This window comes from Lysobacter enzymogenes (assembly GCF_023617245.1).
Lineage (GTDB): Bacteria > Pseudomonadota > Gammaproteobacteria > Xanthomonadales > Xanthomonadaceae > Lysobacter > Lysobacter yananisis.
Genome location: NZ_CP067396.1, coordinates 823,026 through 840,218 on the forward strand (window position 1 = coordinate 823,026; position 17,193 = coordinate 840,218).

At 70.7% G+C, this 17,193-nt stretch carries 15 protein-coding genes and 1 pseudogene; 8 read left to right on the top strand and 8 right to left on the bottom strand.

The window, feature by feature from the left end:
• Positions 1–112: 112 nt before the first annotated feature.
• Positions 113–2,515, bottom strand: coding sequence for a type II toxin-antitoxin system VapC family toxin (locus JHW41_RS03435; protein ID WP_250449040.1), 2,403 nt, complete (start codon positions 2,513–2,515; stop codon positions 113–115).
• 17 nt (positions 2,516–2,532) lie between these two features.
• Positions 2,533–2,937 (bottom strand): hypothetical protein, encoded by a 405-nt coding sequence (locus JHW41_RS03440; protein WP_250449041.1) that lies wholly within the window; start codon positions 2,935–2,937, stop codon positions 2,533–2,535.
• A 602-nt stretch (positions 2,938–3,539) separates the two neighbouring features.
• Here JHW41_RS03440 and JHW41_RS03445 point away from each other — a divergent pair.
• A complete protein-coding gene (locus tag JHW41_RS03445) occupies positions 3,540–4,169 on the top strand; it encodes a LysE family translocator (protein ID WP_057949156.1) in 630 nt (209 codons plus the stop codon).
• Positions 4,170–4,330: 161 nt separating this feature from the next.
• On the opposite strand, the gene JHW41_RS03450 is transcribed toward JHW41_RS03445, so the two are convergent.
• Complete coding sequence (locus JHW41_RS03450) at positions 4,331–4,615, bottom strand: DUF4031 domain-containing protein (RefSeq protein WP_250449042.1); 285 nt, start codon at positions 4,613–4,615, stop codon at positions 4,331–4,333.
• Between the two features lie 137 nt (positions 4,616–4,752).
• Between JHW41_RS03450 and gloA2 the strand changes: the two genes are divergently transcribed.
• Complete coding sequence (gloA2, locus tag JHW41_RS03455; RefSeq protein WP_250449043.1) at positions 4,753–5,160, top strand: SMU1112c/YaeR family gloxylase I-like metalloprotein; 408 nt, start codon at positions 4,753–4,755, stop codon at positions 5,158–5,160.
• Between the two features lie 61 nt (positions 5,161–5,221).
• Here the strand turns inward: gloA2 and JHW41_RS03460 are convergent, their stop codons facing one another.
• Entirely contained in the window at positions 5,222–6,166 is a 945-nt protein-coding gene (locus tag JHW41_RS03460) for a DedA family protein/thiosulfate sulfurtransferase GlpE (RefSeq protein WP_250449044.1), read from the bottom strand.
• Positions 6,167–6,508: 342 nt separating this feature from the next.
• Between JHW41_RS03460 and JHW41_RS03465 the strand changes: the two genes are divergently transcribed.
• The gene (locus tag JHW41_RS03465) at positions 6,509–7,318 is read left to right on the top strand and encodes a class I SAM-dependent methyltransferase (protein ID WP_250449045.1); all 810 of its coding nucleotides are present in this window, start codon (positions 6,509–6,511) and stop codon (positions 7,316–7,318) included.
• A 53-nt stretch (positions 7,319–7,371) separates the two neighbouring features.
• Here the strand turns inward: JHW41_RS03465 and JHW41_RS03470 are convergent, their stop codons facing one another.
• Positions 7,372–7,830, bottom strand: a complete 459-nt coding sequence (locus JHW41_RS03470) for a carboxymuconolactone decarboxylase family protein (RefSeq protein WP_250449046.1) — start codon at positions 7,828–7,830, stop codon at positions 7,372–7,374.
• Positions 7,831–7,933: 103 nt separating this feature from the next.
• Between JHW41_RS03470 and JHW41_RS03475 the strand changes: the two genes are divergently transcribed.
• Positions 7,934–8,872, top strand: a complete 939-nt coding sequence (locus tag JHW41_RS03475) for a LysR family transcriptional regulator (RefSeq protein ID WP_250449047.1) — start codon at positions 7,934–7,936, stop codon at positions 8,870–8,872.
• 295 nt (positions 8,873–9,167) lie between these two features.
• Positions 9,168–9,386 carry a hypothetical protein gene (locus JHW41_RS03480; protein WP_057949150.1) on the top strand — a complete coding sequence of 73 codons (219 nt, stop codon included), beginning with the start codon at positions 9,168–9,170 and terminating at the stop codon, positions 9,384–9,386.
• Between the two features lie 376 nt (positions 9,387–9,762).
• Here JHW41_RS03480 and JHW41_RS03485 read toward each other — a convergent pair whose 3' ends face one another.
• Positions 9,763–10,356, bottom strand: coding sequence for a nucleotidyltransferase family protein (locus tag JHW41_RS03485; protein ID WP_250449048.1), 594 nt, complete (start codon positions 10,354–10,356; stop codon positions 9,763–9,765).
• Positions 10,357–10,359: 3 nt separating this feature from the next.
• On the bottom strand, positions 10,360–11,385 hold the full coding sequence (locus JHW41_RS03490) for an XdhC family protein (RefSeq protein ID WP_250449049.1): 1,026 nt from the start codon (positions 11,383–11,385) through the stop codon (positions 10,360–10,362).
• A 356-nt stretch (positions 11,386–11,741) separates the two neighbouring features.
• Here JHW41_RS03490 and JHW41_RS03495 point away from each other — a divergent pair, with 356 nt between their 5' ends.
• From JHW41_RS03495 to JHW41_RS03505, 3 genes are read left to right on the top strand one after another with little or no spacing between them, the layout of a single operon-like run.
• On the top strand, positions 11,742–12,278 hold the full coding sequence (locus JHW41_RS03495; RefSeq protein ID WP_078997461.1) for a (2Fe-2S)-binding protein: 537 nt from the start codon (positions 11,742–11,744) through the stop codon (positions 12,276–12,278).
• Positions 12,279–12,336: 58 nt separating this feature from the next.
• Entirely contained in the window at positions 12,337–14,523 is a 2,187-nt protein-coding gene (locus JHW41_RS03500; protein ID WP_250449050.1) for a xanthine dehydrogenase family protein molybdopterin-binding subunit, read from the top strand.
• A 26-nt stretch (positions 14,524–14,549) separates the two neighbouring features.
• Entirely contained in the window at positions 14,550–15,137 is a 588-nt protein-coding gene (locus JHW41_RS03505) for a hypothetical protein (RefSeq protein ID WP_157490439.1), read from the top strand.
• A 1,094-nt stretch (positions 15,138–16,231) separates the two neighbouring features.
• Here the strand turns inward: JHW41_RS03505 and JHW41_RS03510 are convergent.
• Positions 16,232–17,125 (bottom strand): annotated as a pseudogene (locus tag JHW41_RS03510) (cation diffusion facilitator family transporter); the annotation flags it as partial.
• Positions 17,126–17,193: the final 68 nt, after the last annotated feature.

Here is a 17,193-nt window from a genome sequence, read left to right on the forward strand (position 1 = left end):
CGCGTGGGGCTTTTCGCCATCGACGGCGCAGGGATCGTTGCAGCGATCCGCCGTTTCGCAGGCGGTTGCCGCGCGATTGCGGCCTGGAGCGGCTATCGGCGCGCGCGCCGGCTCATGGCTGGGCTCGCGTGGCGCCGGCTTGGCGTTCGTTGTGCTGCTCGCGCTCGCGTTCCTGGGTGTGCCGCTGCGCCTGCTCTTGATCGAACCGCAGCGTGTCGCGCAGCGTGTCCTGCAACGGCGGTGCGGGCTGTGCCAGGTTCACGCCGGTGTGGAAACCGGGCACGGTGCGATCCATCCACAAGGTGGCGCCGACGACGCCGACCGGCCCCAGGCTGTCCGCATCGCGGATGCCGTTGCGCTTGGCCGCCAGCACCCCCGCCGCGAGTTGTTCATCGGTTACGCCGTCGGGCACGCTGGCGCGGATTTTCGCCATCATCGCCCGATCCTCGCGCGGGAAGCGCGACAGGTCCACGGGCGGTTCGGGCTCGTGCCGGGCATCGGGTCGGACGTGTTGGGGCGTCTGTGCGGCGTCCGGTTTCGAGGGCGGCGCTCGCTGCGCATCCTGCGCCAGCACCTGCTGGCGCGCCTGCAGAATCTCTTCCGTGCTGGTGACCGCGACCAAGCGATTCACGCCATCCACGCCGCGCCGATAGTGCGCGACCGCGCTGTCGGCGCCGTACGCCCCGTCGCGCGGTTGCAGTTGCAGCGCGCCCGGCCCGGCGATGCCGTGCTGCTCGCGGGTGCGTTGAACCGCCAGCTCGATCGCCCGCTGCCATTGCGGCGTGAGTTCCGTCCTTTCGCCGGTGACCCGGTACTGATGCAGCAGCTGGTTCTGCTGCCGCTGTTGCTCGGTCGGCGCAGGTCGCGCTTCGAGCGCGGCGATGCGCGCATCGAAGCGCTGCAGCGACGGTTCGCGGGCGGCCTGGGTCAAGTCCAGTTCCAGCGCCAGATTGCCTTGCGCGACCCGGCCGCCGCCGCTCCATTCCCCGTCCGCGCCGCGCCGGTAGCGTTGCCCGTCGGAGCCCTGCGCTTCGTCGGGCCGGGGCCGCGCCCACTGCACCGCGGACGGAACCTCGACGAAGTCGCGCGAGCGCTGCGCGGCATGGCTTTCCAGATAGGCGGCGGCGACGGATTCGCGCCCATTGGCGATGTTGTGCTGGATGCGTACGACGGCTTCGCGGTTGAGCTCCGCGGCGCGTTCGGGCGTAGCGATCTGCTGTTGGTACACGCCGCGCTCGCCGGCGCCGGTCACCGCGGTCTTGACCAGACGTTGCCATTGTTCCGTTTCCGGGTCGCGCCGCCAGTTCTGGTTGTCCAGGCCGCGCCGATCGCCTGGCCCAGCCGGAACATCGAACGGGTCCTGAGGCCTCGGCGTCTTGGCCAAGGCCAGCTCGACCGCCCGGGCGCTGGCGTACGCGCCCAGCTCGCGCGCTTTTTCGTAGCCGGCGCCGAGCCGGCCCTCGACCGGATCGTCGCGACCGTCGGCGGTCTTGTCGATCCGTCCCTCGCGCACCCAATTGCGGCCGTCGAACGTCCAGGCCACGCCCTGCCGATCGGTCTGCCGGGTGATGTCGCGGTTTTCCTTGAGGTCTACGGCTTTGTCGAAGGCCTTGCTCATCAGCATCGCGTCGGCGACGACGATGGCGGCCGGCAGGTAGCCCGACGTGCCCACGGTCGCAGCGGCGGCGCTGCCGCCCAGCCAGCCGCCGACATTGCGCGCCACGGCATGGCTGGCTTCCGACTGCGCCGCGGCCGGATTGTCCTGCTCCAGCAGCTCGGCGACGCGCGTGGCGCTGGCCGTCAGGTCGGCCCCGGTCGCCAGCAGGCCGCCGGAACGTATCAGCGTGTTTCTGGGCACTTCGCCGATCAGCAATTGCGCCGAGGCGTATCCGCGTTGCCCGCCGGGAGCGCGCACGGACGCATCGCCTTCGGCGAGATCGGCCACGGCTCCGGACAGGGCGGTGTCGAACGAGTTCAGTCGCGGGCTGTCTTTGAAGACCGGTTGGTTCTGGTAGCCCGCTAAGTATTGTTTGTATTCGGCCTCGGCGATGAAGCCGTCGCGATAGGATCGGTCCAGCAACTCGGCGGTGGTCGTCGTCTGCAGGCCAGGCAATTCCCGCTGCAACTGGCGTTGGATCTGCGGCGAAACGAAGTGCTTGTCGTCGGACCAGACGACGGTGTCGCGACCTTGCGCGTGCTCGCGCGCGGCGATCTCGGTCAGGGAACGTTCGCCGGCGTTCTTGGCGAGCCGGGAGCGCTCGTCGGGGTCGGTGGCGGCCCTGAGTTCTCTTTCGGTGTCGGGGGCTTTGAGGACCGGGATCTGCCGATCGGCGATGTACGCGAGAAGCTCACGATTGAGAGGGCCGTTGCGTATTTCCAGGCGTACGGTATTGGAGATGGCCAGTTCGTATCCTTCGGCCTTCGCGACATCCATGTAAGTGTCCAGCAACTGCGAGCCGCCTGCGCGATAGGCGTAGACCAAACTGCTCGTGTCGGACAAAAAGTAGTTCGTCATGGCCCGACCCTCCCTGGTCAGACGCGATCCGATTTGACGTAGTCGCGGAACTTCCCGAAGAGTTCATCGCAGTCGGGGAAATCCAGGTCCGGCATCCATTGCCAAATCAGATGGCGGACCGCCAGGGCGAGATCGGGCTCGATCTCGTTGAATTCCTTTTCCTGGCGCAAGAACTCGGCGTAGTCTTCCGGCCTTTTTTCAAGGAAGTAGCGAGCGAAGGCCACGATCTCGTCGTCGTGCCATGTCCGCAGCCGCGCTTGCTGCTCTTTCGCGACCAGGTAGCCGGCTAGCGCATTTTCGTAGATCGCCTCATCGCTAACGCGTCTCTTGCCAGGGCCGGTGAGGACCCGAAGGATCCTGGTTCTGAGGCCTTCGTCCTCCAGCGCGTCTATCTTGGCTTGGAGCTCAGGGCTGATTGGCATGGTGTGGCTCCTTGTCGCCCGACTGTTCATGCATCAGGTTGGGTTTGAGTTTCTTGGGAGTTGTTGGCGCACGTTGAGAAGGGTGATGCATAACGAGGAGCGCTCGCCGAGCGGGATGGCAGAAGGTCGCGTTGCCCTGCTGCCGGCGCAGCGTAACCTTCAGAAAATTCGTACAGCGGGTTCGTGTGATGGATCGTTTCCGAGCCGAAGATTGGATCGCTTTTAGATCGGGCGTCAACACGCATTAATCGCGAGCCGCTGACGATGGCGATTCGCCCGGAGCGAAGCGGATGACAAAAACGATGATCTTATGTGTGTGCTTTGTGCCGACGTGGCGCCGGCCATAGCATTCCGGCAACAGGGCATGCTGATTTTTCCTTCAATAGGTGTAGTGGCAATGACGTCGTCGCCAACGTTGCCAACCGGCCGGCGGTATCTACGGCCGCCGCCGCACTGCCCCGCATGAGACATCCCGATCCGCCGGGCGTTCAGGGACGGAACGGATAGCAGTTCTGCTCGCAATGCGCACAGCCACGCCCCGTCCGGATCGGCGATCATGGCCGCTCCCGGCGCCGCCTCGCCTTCTACCCATGGAGCCCCGCATGATCGAACCGTCGTCGTTGCTGGCGTTCGCCGGCCTGGCCCTGGTGATGGTGCTGACCCCGGGACCGAACATGGTTTACCTGGTCTCGCGTTCGATCTGCCAGGGCCGCCGCGCCGGGTGGACGTCGCTGGCCGGGGTCGCGGTCGGCTTCGTGTTCTATTTGCTGGCGGCCGCTTTCGGCATCACCGCGCTGCTGTTCGCCGTGCCCTACGCCTACGATGCGCTGCGCTTCGGCGGCGCGCTGTATCTGCTGTGGCTGGCGTGGCAGGCGATCAAGCCGGGCGGGCGTTCCCCGTTCCAGGTGCGCGAACTGGCGCCGGACAGCCCGCGCCGGCTGTTCGCGATGGGGCTGTTGACCAGCCTGCTCAATCCCAAGGTGGCGGTGTTCTACCTCGCGCTGCTGCCGCAGTTCATCGACCCGGCGCGCAGCGTGATGCCGCAGTCGTTGCTGCTAGGCGCGGTGCAGATCTGCATCAGCGTCGGCGTCAACGCGCTGATCGTGGCCGCCGCCGGCACGATCGCCGCGTTCCTGGCCGGGCGCCCGCGCTGGATCGCGGCGCAGCGCTGGGTCATGGGCGGGGTGTTGTCGGCGCTGGCGCTGCGCATGGCGGTGGATTCGCGCCGCTGAGCGGGCGCTTCCGGCCCCCGGCATGGGGCGATGCGGCTGTCGGAGACCTTCGGACCCGACGCTCTTGCCTTTGTGGGAGGGCCTTCAGGCCCGATGCTCTCGTCCCGGCTCGCGCGGGCCCAACAGGAAGACATCGGGCCCGAGAGCCTTCCCTCAACCTCTCACGGCGCGCGCCGCGCGGCCTGGTCGCGCGCGCGCTGGATGATCGCCCGCACCTGGGCGCGGTCGCGGTGGCGCGAGATCGCCACCGCGCCGAGCGCCAGCGCGCGTTCGCGCATGCGCGCGTTGACGTCGTAATGGCAGCCGCTGGGCTTGTCCTGGAACGACACCCGCGGTTTGCCCAGGCGCTGGGCGAATTCGTGCAGTTCCTCCAGCGTGTCGGCCATCAGGTGCGCCCAGCGCTCGCCGCGCCAAGGCCACACGGCGTCGTCGACGTAGACGGTCATGGCGTTCTCCTGCGGGACGGGCGGGGCTTGCGCGGCATGGGCATCCGGGGAGCGGCGGCGTCGCGGCGCGACAGGACGCGCGCAGTATCCGACAATCGGCCCCGGGCGAGCGACACCCCGCGCCCGCCGGAGGCCGCATGCACCTGTCCGCGATCCACCACGTCGCGATCATCTGCGCCGACTACGAGCGCTCCAGGCGCTTCTACGTCCAGACCCTCGGGCTGCGCGTGATCGCCGAAGCCTGGCGCGAGGCGCGGCGCTCGCACAAGCTCGACCTGGCCCTGCCCGACGGCGGCCAGATCGAGCTGTTCTCGTTTCCCGACCCGCCGCCGCGTCAGTCCTATCCGGAAGCCTGCGGCCTGCGCCACCTGGCGTTCCGCACGCCCGACCTCGACGCCTGCATCGCCCGCTTGGCCGCGCACGGCGTCGCGGCCGAACCGGTCCGCGTGGACGAATACACCGGGGGGCGGTTCGCGTTCTGCGCCGATCCGGACGGCTTGCCGATCGAGTTCTACGAATGCCGAGAAGTGAGCGCAGAGGAGTGAGGAGTGAGCGACAGCAGCGCTCCCTCTCGCTCCTCACTCCTCCACGCTCACTCCTCGCCCTTCATTCCTGCGCCACCGCCAGCCCCTGCGCCCGCCACGCCTCGAAGCCCCCGGCCAGCGGCCGCACCCGCTTGAAGCCGCGCCGGCGCAGTTCGCGCGCCAGCGTCGCCGCGGAGGCTTCGCTGGGGCAGTCGCAGTAGACGATCACTTCCTCGCGCCGCTGCGGCGCGATGCCGTTGAGCGACTCGTCGGCGAGGGTGGCGACGAAGATCGCGCCGGGAATCCAGCCCGAGGCGTCGCGCTGCTGGTGCGGACGCACGTCCAGGATCGTCGGCTCGGAGCCGGCGGCGAGCAACTGCGCCAGTTCGGCGACCGAGATCCGCGCCATGCGCAGTTCGCGCAGGAACAGCTGGCGCTTGAGCAGCTTGTAGCCGATCCACGCGGCCAGCATCGCGGCCAACGCGATCAGGCCGTAGCGGCCGAGGGTGTCGAGCCGTTCCAGCAACTGGTTGACCGCGCGGTGGAAGACCGCGCCCAACGCCACCGCCGCGCCGGCCCACAGCAGCGCGCCGAGGCCGTCGTAGAACGCGAAGCGGCGTGCGCGGGTGCCGGTCTCGCCGGCCAGCACCGTGGCCACCGCGGCGAAGCCGGGCACGAACTTGGCGACCACCAGCGACGGCGCGCCCCAGCGCGCGTAGAGGCTGCGCGTGGTCAGCACGCACGAATCCGGCGACAGCGACAGCCGGCACATCAGCCGCAACAGGCGCGCGCCGATGCGGCGGCCGCCGAAGTACCACGCGCTGTCGGCCAGCAGCGCCGCCAGCGCCGCGGTCAGCAGCACCGGCGGCAACGCCAGCCACAGGTTGGGTTGGTGGTCCACGGCCACCGCGCTGGCGACCACGATCGGCGGATACGCCGGCACCGGCAGCCCGCCCTGGTCGAGCAGCACGCAGACGAACACTACGAGCAAGCCGTAGTTCTCGATCAGGTGCAGCAACGCGTCCATCCGGGGTCCTGGGCATGGCCGGCGCGGCGAGGAGGGCGGCCCGGCGATGGCGTGAAGTCTCCGCGCGCGTCCGCGGCCGCGCAATCGCACCGCGGGCACGGATCGTTGCAGGCGCGACGCCGCCGCTGCGCGACGCCGCCGCTGCGCGGCCCGGCAGGCGCGGGCGGAACCGGTCTGCGTGGCCGGCGACGGGCGCGGCGCCAAGTGCGGTCGTGGCGCATAGGGCGCGGCGGCGCGCACCGGCATCACGCCGCGCTACCGCGGCCGGGCCTAGTGTCGTCGTCCGGGCCGTGCCGGATCGGCGGCCCGCAGCCCGTCTTCGTTCGTCCGATGGAGCCGTCGATGCGCCTGGAAGGCAGCCAGGAAACCCTGCTGATCACCCTCTACGCCAAGGCGATGGACAACCGCGCCGCGCATCCGGTCCTGCACGATCGCCTCGCCGACGACCTGGTCCGCCGCATCGATTACGACTTCGAGCGCTTCGGCCTGGGGCCGTTGGACATCCGCGGCCTGGCCTTGCGCTCGCTGGCGATCGACAAGTGGACGCGCGCGGCGTTGCAGTCGCGCGCCGACACCCTGGTGCTGCACCTGGCCTGCGGATTGGACTCGCGCATCTACCGGGTCGATCCGGCGCTGGACGTGGACTGGCTCGACATCGACTTCCCCGCGGTGATCCAACTGCGTCGCGAGCTGTTGCCGCAGCGGCTGGGCCTGTACCGCACCCTGGCGACCAACGTCATGGAGCCGGACTGGATCGGCCGGCTCGACTGCGAGCGGCCGGTGCTGGTGATCGCCGAGGGGTTGTTTCCCTATCTCGACGAATGGCGCGCGCGCGAACTGGTGCGGCGCCTGGTCGAGCATTTCCCGCAAGGCGGGCAGTTGCTGTGCGATGTCTACAATCGCCTGGCGCTGCGGCTGCTGCGCCACGCGCGGATGATCCGCGCCACCGACGCGCGCATCGGCGAATGGGGGCGCGAGGGCGCCGGCGGCGTCGAATCCTGGCATCCGCGGCTGCAACTGGTCGACGAGGCGCGCTACACGCAGCTGCCGGAAATGGCCGCGCTGCCGTGGACGCAGCGCTGGGCCATCGGCCTGTACGAACGCTCGCGCTGGCTGCGCGAACTGGGCCGGGTGGTGCGCTACCGGTTCTGAGCGACGCGGCGTACGCGCTCGGGCATCGCTTCCGCGCCGTCCCGCGCCGCGGCTCAACCCGCCAACGCCGGATCCGGCTTGCGGAACGCGATCGCCAAGCGGTTCCAGGCGTTCATCGCGATCGCCGCATACGTCAGCGCGACCAAGTCCGAATCGGCGAACTGCGCGCGCGCCCGCGCATACACCGCATCGTCCACCGGCGCCTGGTCGAGCGGATCGCCGACGTGGGTGATCGCCTCGGCCCAGGCCAGCGCCGCGCGCTCGCGTTCGCTGAAGGGCCCCTCCGGCCAGACCCGCAACAGGTGCAGGCGGCGATGGCTCTCGCCGCGTTCCACCGCTTCCTCGGTGTGCGCGCGGATGCAGTAGGCGCAGCCGTTGATCTGCGAGACGCGGACATTGACCAGATCGACCAGCGACGGCTCCAGGCCGCTGTGTTCGATGTACTTGCGCAGGCCCAGCAGGGCCTGGGTGCCGCGCGGGTCGACCTTGTTGTAATCCAGGCGGGGGGACATGGACGGGCTCCTCGAAACTTGCGTCGTGCGACGCGGTGGACGCAGGCTAGGCTGTTCAGTGCTGAAATACATTTCCCCACCGATGCAATCCGGGCTTGCACGAATGAACAGCCGCTCCCGCCTCGCCGCCGTCGCCGCGCCGCTGTCCTGGGACGACTATCGCTTCTTGCTCGCGATCGGCCGCGCCGGCTCGCTCAACGGCGCGGCCAAGCGCCTGGGCGTCAGCCATCCCACCGTGTTCCGGCGCGTCAACGCGATCGAGCGCGCGCTCGGGGTGCGCCTGTTCGAACGCGCGCGCGAGGGCTATGCGCCCACGCCCAACGGCGAGGAAGCCATCGCCGCGGCGGCGCAGATCGAGGAACGCATCGCCGCGACCGAGCGCCGCCTGGCCGGCCTGGACGCGCGTCCGACCGGCACGGTCCGCCTGGCCACGGTCGAGCCGCTGCTGCACCGGGTGCTGCCGCCGCTGCTGGCGCGGTTCCGCCGCGCCCATCCGGGCATCGTCGTGCAGGTCACCGCCGACAACCACACCCAAGACCTGTCGCGGCACGAGGCCGACCTCGCCCTGCGCCCGGGCGGCGAGCCGCCGGAGGGGCTGGTCGGGCGCAAGCTCGCGCGCCTGGCCAGCGCCGTGTACCGGCCGCGCGCGCTGCGCCTGCCGCGCGGCGCCGGGCCGCAGGACCTGGACGGCTACGACTGGCTGCTGCCCGCCGGCAACCTCGCCCACATCGCCATGGCCCAGTGGCTGCGGCGGATGCAGTACGACCGCCGCGCCGTGTTCAGCGCCAACAGCCTGCTCGGCCTGCGCGAGGCCGCGGTCGCCGGCCTCGGCCTGACGGTGCTGCCGTGTTACCTCGGCGACGGCGAGCGCGGGCTGGTCCGGGTCGGCGACCCGGTCGAGGCGATGGGCGCCGACCTGTGGCTGTTGCAGCACCCCGACCTGCGCCGGACCGAGCGCGTGCGCGCGCTGGCCGAAGCCCTGCGCGAGGGCGTGCGCGCGCTGCAGCCGGACCTGTCCGGTCGGGCAGGTCCGATCGGGTAGGTCCGATCCGGCCAAGTCCGGCCCGGACCGCCTAGCGCGGCCCCGGGGTAGCGACCGTGAAGCAGGTCCACATGAGCAAACGGCATCACAAGTCCACCGTTGCGTTTGCAACTTGTGACGCGTGGCACGTCGGATTAGGAAAATTCCTACACGCTGTAGAGCACTCCGACGACAGTTTCTATTGCGCGCAACAAGCATCTTTTGAATCGCTCGACGGCACTACCGAGTCACAGATCCGCCAGGAAGCGGACATCCCCCAGACCGGACCGGCTGAACTTTTCAACAAGGATGACCCATGTTTCGCGTGGAACTGAAGCAACGCGACGGCGGCGACGATAGAGCGCTGACCGCGGCGGTGGCGGAAATCGAGCAGGAGTACCGCAGCGCCGAAGCGGCGCTGAAGTCCGTGCTGCCCTCGGCGCGGAAGTACGCGCTCCAGGCCGGCAAGGGCTTGTGGCTGCGCGTCTTCTACAACGGCGACTCGCAGCCTGTGTTTGGCACGTTGGTTCCCTAGGGCCGGCGTGCGGTTTGCGCCGCCCGGCCGACAGGACGTCTGGCCGGGCGGCGCGGGCCTCCGCCGCCGCGTCGGCCCTTCGCACCCCCTCCCGCCCGCACCGCCCGCCTCGCGTGGGGCGAAGCAGCCGGCTTGAGTCATAGGTCGCGGTCGCATCCCCAGGTCGACCTCGACCCTCCCCAGCGGCCGCGGCCTATGACTCAAGCCGGTTTCCTCGTGCGCTGCCCGCTGCGGGCGGGGCGTAAGCCGCGACCGCGACATCGCGCTTACGACGCAAGCGAGGTTTCGCGGTCGCGGCTCGCGCCGCTCCTACAGGCAGCACACCTGACCGACGCCACGAGTGCGCGACGCAAGCCAACTCCAAAACCGAGGTCGCTCAGAGCGGATCCAGCCAGCCGCGGGCGATGGCGGCGTCGACGTCGTCGGGCGTGTCCAGGTCCAGTTCCAGTTCCGGCGCGCGCAGGCGCCACACCGCGCCGTCCGGCGCCTGTGCCAGGGCGGCGCCGAAGCCGCGGTCGCCGCGCACGCCGGTGGCTTCGCGCCACAGTTGCGCCGAGATCAGCGCCGGCACGCCGAGCGCGCCGGCATGTTCGGTCGCGGCGCAGCCGGCCGCGGCGGCGCCGTCGCGCAGGGCCCGCAGGTGCGCCAGCTCCAGCGCCGGTTGGTCGCAGGCCAGCACCAGCACGGCGCCGTCGAATCCGGCCAGCGTGCGCGCGGCGGTGGCGAGGCTGCTGGCCATGCCGTCCTGCCACTCGGGATTGAGCACGCTCTGCGCCGCCAGGCCGTCGAGTTCGGCGCCCAGGCGTTCGGCGCGCGCGCCGAGCACCACCACGGTGCGCGCCGCGCCGCAGGCCAGCGCCAGCCGCGCGCCGCGCCGCAGCAGGCTTTCGCCGTCTCGGCGCAGCAGTTGCTTGGGTTGGCCGAGGCGGCGGCTGGCGCCGGCGGCGAGCAGCACGGCGGCGAAGTCCATCGTTCAGTCCGCGCCGTGGCGGTGGCGTTGCAATTGCGCGGCCACGCTCAGCGCGATCGCCTCCGGGCCTTCGCCGCCGAGCGCCAGGCCGATCGGCGAGTGCAGGCGCGCGGCCAGCGCGTCGCGCGCCGCCGCCGGCAGCACCCGGAACAGGTCGTCGCGACGGCGTTGCGGGCCGAGCAGGCCGACGAAGCCGATGCCCTGGCCGCCGTCGCCGCCGAGGTGTTCCAGCGCTTCGCGGTCGAGTTCGAAATGGTGGTGCATGACCAGCGCGGCGTCGTGCGCGCGCGCGGTCGCCAGCGCCTGCGCGGGGCTGCGCGCGAGCGCGTGGTCGGCCAGCGCCGCCAGCGCGGCCCAGCGCGGGCGGCGTTCGACCAGGGTGGTCATCCAGCCGAGCGTGCGCAGCAGCGGCAGCAGGGTCGGGGTCTCCGGGCCGGCGCCGAGCACCAGCACCGACGGCGGCGCGGCGATCTCCAGGCGCCAGCGGCCGGGTTCGGCGGAGCCGGCCGCGGACGGCCACGGCAGCGACGCCGCCGGCAGGGTCCAGCGCTGGCGTTCGTCGCCGACCGCCGCGGCCAGCGCGCCGCCGGCCTGGAGGTCCAGGCGCAGGTCGCCGTGGCCGCGGCGCCATTCGTCCACCAGCGCCGGCCAGTCGCGCAGGCCCGCCAGCGGCAGCAGGGCCAGGCGCAGGCGGCCGCGGCAGCCTTGCGCGGAGCCGGCGAACAGGTCTTCGTCGCTGCGGGTGTCGATGTCGATCCAGTCGATGCCCTGGGCGGCCGCGGCTTCGGCGGCGCGCTGCTCGATCTCAGGCTCGACGCAGCCGCCGCTGAGCCAGCCGACCTGGCCCTCGCGCGCGCCGAACAGCGCCATCGCGCCGGCGCGTACGTAGGTCGAGCCTTCGGTCTCCAGCACCAGCGCCAGCGTCGCCGGGTCGCCGCGCGCGGCCGCGGCGGCGCTGGCTTCGAGCACCGCGCGCGCGCCGCCGGGCGCGCTGCGGGGGGAAGAACCGGGTTCCGGCGAATCGGCCATGGAGGGCGACCGTGGGCGGGGTAGGGTCGAGTCTAGAACGACTGCGGCGGCGCGGCATGCCGCCGCCGTCGCGGCGCGCCGGCGGCGCCGCGCGAACGGCAGTTTCAGGCAAGCCGCCACACCGCCCGGACCGGCGCCGCGGCGCCGGCGCGCAGGGATTTCTCTCGTCGCCGCGACGCCGGAGCCGATCCGGCGGACGCGTATAGCGCTGCGGCCTGCAGTCCTGGGCAAGCCCGGGCCGGATCGGCCGGCCGCGACGCCCGTCATGCATCGCCGCAGCGGCGCCGCGGGGCGCTGGCATCGGCGGCGAAGCCGGGTGTAGGCTCGGACCACCCCAGCCGCCGCGAGGGACACCGATGAAGCTCAACGTCAACGGCATCGACCACGACGTCGACGCGCCGCCGGACATGCCGTTGTTGTGGGTGCTGCGCGACCTGTTGCACCTGACCGGGACCAAGTTCGGCTGCGGCATCGCCCAATGCGGCGCCTGCACGGTGCACGTCGACGGCGCCCCGCGCCGCGCCTGCGTGACGCCGGCGGCGACGGTGCAAGGACGCAAGGTCGTCACCATCGAGGGCCTCGGCCGCGACGGCCCGCATCCGGTGCAGCGCGCCTGGGCCGAGATCGACGTGGTCCAGTGCGGCTACTGCCAGTCCGGCCAGATCATGTCCGCGGCCGCGCTGCTGGGCAAAATCCCGCAACCCACCGACACCGACATCGACCAGGCGCTGTCCGGAAACATCTGCCGCTGCGGCACCTATCCGCGCATCCGCGCGGCGGTGCATCGCGCCGCGCAGATCGCCGGCGGCGGCGCGACGGCGTTCGATCCGCCGACCGCCGCGAGCGCCGTGCCGCTGCCGTTGCCGGTGCTGCGCAACGTCGAAACCGCCTGATTCCCGTTCCGCGGCCGCGGCCCGCGCCGCCGCCGCATGCGTCTGCAAGGAGGTGGCTGTGAACACCCTCGATGCGCCCTCGCGGCGCCGGTTCCTCAAGAGCGGGGCGACGATCGGCGGCGGCCTGGTGGTCGGCTTCCTCGTGCCCGGCGCCAAGCGCTTCGCCCAGGCCGCGCCGGCGGCGGCCGCCGCCGTGTCCGCGGGCTTCGCGCCCAACGCGTTCCTGCGCATCGCCGCCGACGACACCGTGACCGTGCTGCTGTCGCACTCGGAAATGGGTCAGGGCATCTGGACCGGCCTGGCGATGCTGATCGCCGAAGAGCTCGACGCGGACTGGTCGAAGATCAAGGTCGAGCACGCGCCGGCCGCGCCGGACTACAAGCACACCGCGTTCGGCATGCAGATGACCGGCGGCTCGACCAGCACCTGGAGCGAGTTCGAGCGCTACCGCATGGCCGGCGCCACGGCGCGCGCGCTGTTGCTGGCGGCCGCATCGAAACGGCTCGGCGTGCCGGCCGAACGCTTGCGCACCGAGAACGGCGCGGTGATCGACGGTTCGCGCCGCCTGCGCTACGGCGAACTCGTCGCGGCCGCCGCCGGGCTGACGGCGCCGGCGACGCCGCCCAAGCTCAAGGACGCCAAGGACTGGAAGATCATCGGCAAGCCGACCCGGCGCCTGGACGGCCCGGAGAAGATCGACGGCCGCGCCAAGTTCGGCATGGACGTGCACTTCGATGGATTGCTGACCGCGATGGTCGCGCGCGCGCCGGTGTTCGGCGGCACGGTGAAATCCTTCGACGACAGCGCCGCGCGCAAGGTGCCCGGCGTGCGCGACGTGGTCCGGGTGCCCAGCGGCGTGGCCGTCGTCGCCGATCACTACTGGGCGGCCAAGCAGGGCCGCGACGCGTTGAAGATCGATTGGAATCCCGGCCCGAACGCGGACGGACTGGACGACGCCAAGTTGCGCGCCGAGTTCGCGCGCCTGGCCGCGGCCGGCGGCGGCGCGGTCGCGAGCCGCGCCGGCGACGCCGACGCCGCGTTGAAGGGCGCGGCGAAGGTGATCGAGGCCGAGTACCACGTGCCGTACCTCGCGCATGCGCCGATGGAGCCGCTCAATTGCACGGTCAGGATCGGCGCGGACCGCTGCGAGGTCTGGACCGGCACCCAGTTCCAGACCCTGGACCAGGCCGTGGCGGCCAAGATCACCGGGCTTGCGCCCGAGCAGGTGCAGATCCACACCACCTTCCTCGGCGGCGGTTTCGGCCGGCGCGCGACGCCGAGCTCGGACTTCGTGTCCGAAGCGGTGCATGTGGCCAAGGCCGCGGGCAAGCCGGTCAAGACGGTGTGGTCGCGCGAGGACGACGTGCGCGGCGGCTACTACCGGCCGATGTACCTGCAGCGGGCGCGCATCGGCCTGGACAAGCAGGGCCGGCCGGTGGCGTGGAAGCAGACCCTGGTGGGGCAGTCGATCATCACCGGCACGCCGATGGCGCCGATGCTGGTCAAGAACGGCGTCGATTCGACCTCGGTCGAGGGCGTGGCCGATTCGCCGTACATCCAGGGCGTCAAGGACCACTTCGTCGAACTGCATTCGCCGCAGACCGGGATTCCGGTGCTGTGGTGGCGCTCGGTCGGGCACAGCTACAACGGCTTCGTCATGGAGAGCCTGATCGACGAAGCCGCGCACGCGGCCGGCCGCGACCCGGTCGAATACCGGCGCGCGCTGCTGGGCGAGCACCCGCGGCATCTGGCGGCGTTGAACCTGGCGGCGGAGAAGGCCGGCTGGGGCTCGAAACTTCCGGCCGGACGCGCGCGCGGCGTGGCCGTGCACGAATCCTTCGGCAGCTACATCGCCCAGATCGCCGAGGTCTCGCTGGAGGATGCGCCCGGCGGCAAGCGCATCCGCGTGCACCGCTTCGTCTGCGCGATCGATTGCGGGCTGGCGGTCAATCCCGACGGCGTGCGCGCGCAGATGGAATCGGGCATCAACTTCGGCCTGGGCGCGGCGCTGTACAGCGAGCTGACCTTCCGCGACGGGCGCGTGCGCCAATCCAACTTCCACGATTACCGGGTGCTGCGCATGGACGAGGCGCCGGCGATCGAGGTGCATATCGTGCCGAGCGCGGAAAAGATGGGCGGCGCCGGCGAACCGGGCACCGCGCCGGTGGCGGCTGCGGTGGCCAACGCGGTGTTCGCGCTGGGCGGCACGCGCCTGCGCGAGCTGCCGTTGCGGGTGCCCGCGTGAACCGGCCGGCCCGAGGAGAATCGACGATGCGCGCAACGCCCCTGATCCTGACCGCGCTGGCCCTGGCGCCGTTGCTGGCGGTGTTCGGCGCCGGGTCCAAGCCCGCGCCCGCCGGCGAAGCGCGCGCGGTGGCCGCCTTCGCCACGGTGCAGAAGGTGTTCCAGCATCCGCGCTGCCAGAACTGCCACATCCCCGGCGACCAACCGCTGCAATTCGACGACGGCCGCCCGCACGCGCAGGGCGTGGTGCGCGGCCCCGACGGCAAGGGCGCCGCCGGCCTGCCGTGCTCGACCTGCCACGGCGAAGCCAACCTGCCGGCCAGCTACGGCCCCGGCGCGCCGCCGGGCGCGCCGCATTGGCAACTGCCGCCGCCGCAGCACAAGATGGCCTGGATCGGCCTGCCCGCGCCGCAGCTGTGCGCGATGATCAAGGACAAGGAACGCAACGGCGGGCGCGATTTCGCCGCGCTGATCAAGCACGTCAGCGAAGACAAGCTGGTGCTGTGGGGCTGGGCCCCGGGCGGCACGCGCGCGCCGGTGCCGGTGGCGCACGATCGGTTCGTGGAGGCGTTCAAGACCTGGGCCGATGCGGGCGGGCCTTGTCCGAAGGGATGAGCCGCTGCGTGGCGGCGCGAGCCGCCTGTAGGGGCGGCGGAAGCCGCGGCCGCGAAACCTCGTTTGCGTCTTAAGCGCGATGTCGCGGTCGCGGCTTCCGCCGCTCCTACAGGGGTTTTCGGGCGGTTTCGTGGTTGGCTGCAGCCAACGCAGATGCTGCGGCTGTGCCGGCACGACCACGTCGAGCCTATCCGTCGTCATCGCGGCGAAAGCCGGAACCCGAAATATTTCTGTTGCTGTTGCTGTTGCTGTTGCTGTTGCTGTTGCCGGTCGCTCGGACGCAACCCTACGTGAAGTCCACGTTCCGCAGCCCCGGAGGGCGTGCGCATGGATGCGCACGCGCGCCATGGGGCAGGATGCCCCTTATGGCGCGGCCCCGCGCCACTTTCGAGCCATAGTGGCTCTTGATCCGAAAAAGATAAGGCCATTTCTTTGGTTACTTTCTTTGTGGCTTCAGACAAAGAAAGTGACCCGGCCGCTTGCGGACGGAAGCTCTGGATCTTCGCTTGTCGTCACCCGAACGAACACGCAAACGCAGAGCCTACCGCGGCACGCCCCCTGTAGGAGCGGCGCAAGCCGCGACCGCGCGATCGCGCTTGCGGCGAAAGTTTCGATGTGGTTGCGTTGTCGCGGTCGCGGCTCGCGCCGCTCCTACAGTCGGATACGCACCCTCACAACCGTCATTCCGGCGAAAGCCGGAACCCATGTTGACGTTGCTGCTGCTTTCGCCGTTACCGATGTGTCGCATGACGACAAGCCACCATCTAAAGCTTTCGTCCGCAAGCGGCCGAGCTACTTTCTTTTGTCAGCGCGACAAAAGAAAGTAGCCAAAGAAAAACGCTTGTTTAAGGTCAAAAGCCACCAGGTCCAGCACCTTGCGCGGGGATGCGCCGTAAGGGGCATCCTGCCCCTACGGCGCACGCGCGCATCCATGCGCGCGCCCTCCGGGTCTGCGCAGCTGGGGCCTCGGGTGATGAGGGGAAAGCGAAGGCAACAGCAACAGCAGTTGCAATGGCACCAGCTACGGCAACGGCAAAAGGGCTGCAGGTTCCATGCGTTCGGATTTCGGCGCCGATACCCCGGACTCAAGCATGCGGCGCGTCGCACGCCTCGCCCTCGCACGCCTCGTTCTCGATCTGCAACGTGCAATGCTCGATCCCATAACGCTCATCGAGCAGCTTCGTCAGCTCCCGCCGCAACGCCTCGCCATCCGTCCCGGGCGCCACCACCAGGTGCGCGGTCAATGCCGGGGTGCTCGAACCCAGCGACCACACGTGCAGGTCGTGTACGCCGGCCACGCCGGCGGTCGAGGCCAGCAGGGCGCGCACCGCGTCGAGGTCGATGCCCTTGGGCACGCCCTCCATCAGCACGTTGCCGGCTTCGCGCAGCAAGGTCCAGGTGCGCGGCAGCACCCACAGGCCGATCAGCACCGCCAGCACCGGGTCGATCCAGGCCCAGCCGGTGTAGCGGATCGCGATCGCGCCGGCGATCACCGCCACCGAGCCGAGCATGTCGCTCCACACTTCCAGGTAAGCGCCCTTCATGTTGAGGCTCTCGCCGCTGCCGGCGCGCAGCAGGCGCATCGCGATCAGGTTCACCGCCAGGCCGAGCGAGGCGATCACCAGCATGCCGGTGGTCGCGATCTCCGCCGGCTTGGCGAAGCGGCCGACCGCTTCGTAAAGGATGTAGCCGGCGACGACGAACAGCATCAGGCCGTTGGCCATCGCGCCCATCGCTTCCATGCGCGCATAGCCGAAGCTGCGCTTGGCGTCGGCCGGCCGGCGGCTGAGCCGCACCGCGGTCAGCGCGATCATCAGCGCGACCGTGTCGGTGCCCATGTGCGCGGCGTCGGACAGCAGCGCCAGGCTGTTGGTGAGGAAGGCGCCGATCACTTCGGCGATGAGGAAACCGCCGGTCAGGCCCAGCGCCCACCACAGCGGTTTCTCGTGGCGGATCGCGGCGGTGCCGTGGTCGTGTCCGCTGCCCATGTCGATTCTCCGTCAGTGCGGGCCGCCGCCGGGCGGCGACGGCCCATTCAAGCGCGCCGCGCGTGAGC

Excerpts from the sequence above, each read along its gene's own strand:
- JHW41_RS03460 (WP_250449044.1), bottom strand. The coding sequence starts at position 6,166 with ATGGACGCGTTGCTGCACCTGATCGAGAACTACGGCTTGCTCGTAGTG.
- JHW41_RS03445 (WP_057949156.1), top strand. The coding sequence starts at position 3,540 with ATGATCGAACCGTCGTCGTTGCTGGCGTTCGCCGGCCTGGCCCTGGTG.
- JHW41_RS03470 (WP_250449046.1), bottom strand. The coding sequence starts at position 7,830 with ATGTCCCCCCGCCTGGATTACAACAAGGTCGACCCGCGCGGCACCCAG.
- JHW41_RS03435 (WP_250449040.1), bottom strand. The coding sequence starts at position 2,515 with ATGACGAACTACTTTTTGTCCGACACGAGCAGTTTGGTCTACGCCTAT.
- gloA2 (WP_250449043.1), top strand. The coding sequence starts at position 4,753 with ATGCACCTGTCCGCGATCCACCACGTCGCGATCATCTGCGCCGACTAC.
- JHW41_RS03495 (WP_078997461.1), top strand. The coding sequence starts at position 11,742 with ATGAAGCTCAACGTCAACGGCATCGACCACGACGTCGACGCGCCGCCG.
- JHW41_RS03475 (WP_250449047.1), top strand. The coding sequence starts at position 7,934 with ATGAACAGCCGCTCCCGCCTCGCCGCCGTCGCCGCGCCGCTGTCCTGG.
- JHW41_RS03450 (WP_250449042.1), bottom strand. The coding sequence starts at position 4,615 with ATGACCGTCTACGTCGACGACGCCGTGTGGCCTTGGCGCGGCGAGCGC.
- JHW41_RS03480 (WP_057949150.1), top strand. The coding sequence starts at position 9,168 with ATGTTTCGCGTGGAACTGAAGCAACGCGACGGCGGCGACGATAGAGCG.
- JHW41_RS03485 (WP_250449048.1), bottom strand. The coding sequence starts at position 10,356 with ATGGACTTCGCCGCCGTGCTGCTCGCCGCCGGCGCCAGCCGCCGCCTC.
- JHW41_RS03490 (WP_250449049.1), bottom strand. The coding sequence starts at position 11,385 with ATGGCCGATTCGCCGGAACCCGGTTCTTCCCCCCGCAGCGCGCCCGGC.
- JHW41_RS03505 (WP_157490439.1), top strand. The coding sequence starts at position 14,550 with ATGCGCGCAACGCCCCTGATCCTGACCGCGCTGGCCCTGGCGCCGTTG.
- JHW41_RS03465 (WP_250449045.1), top strand. The coding sequence starts at position 6,509 with ATGCGCCTGGAAGGCAGCCAGGAAACCCTGCTGATCACCCTCTACGCC.
- JHW41_RS03440 (WP_250449041.1), bottom strand. The coding sequence starts at position 2,937 with ATGCCAATCAGCCCTGAGCTCCAAGCCAAGATAGACGCGCTGGAGGAC.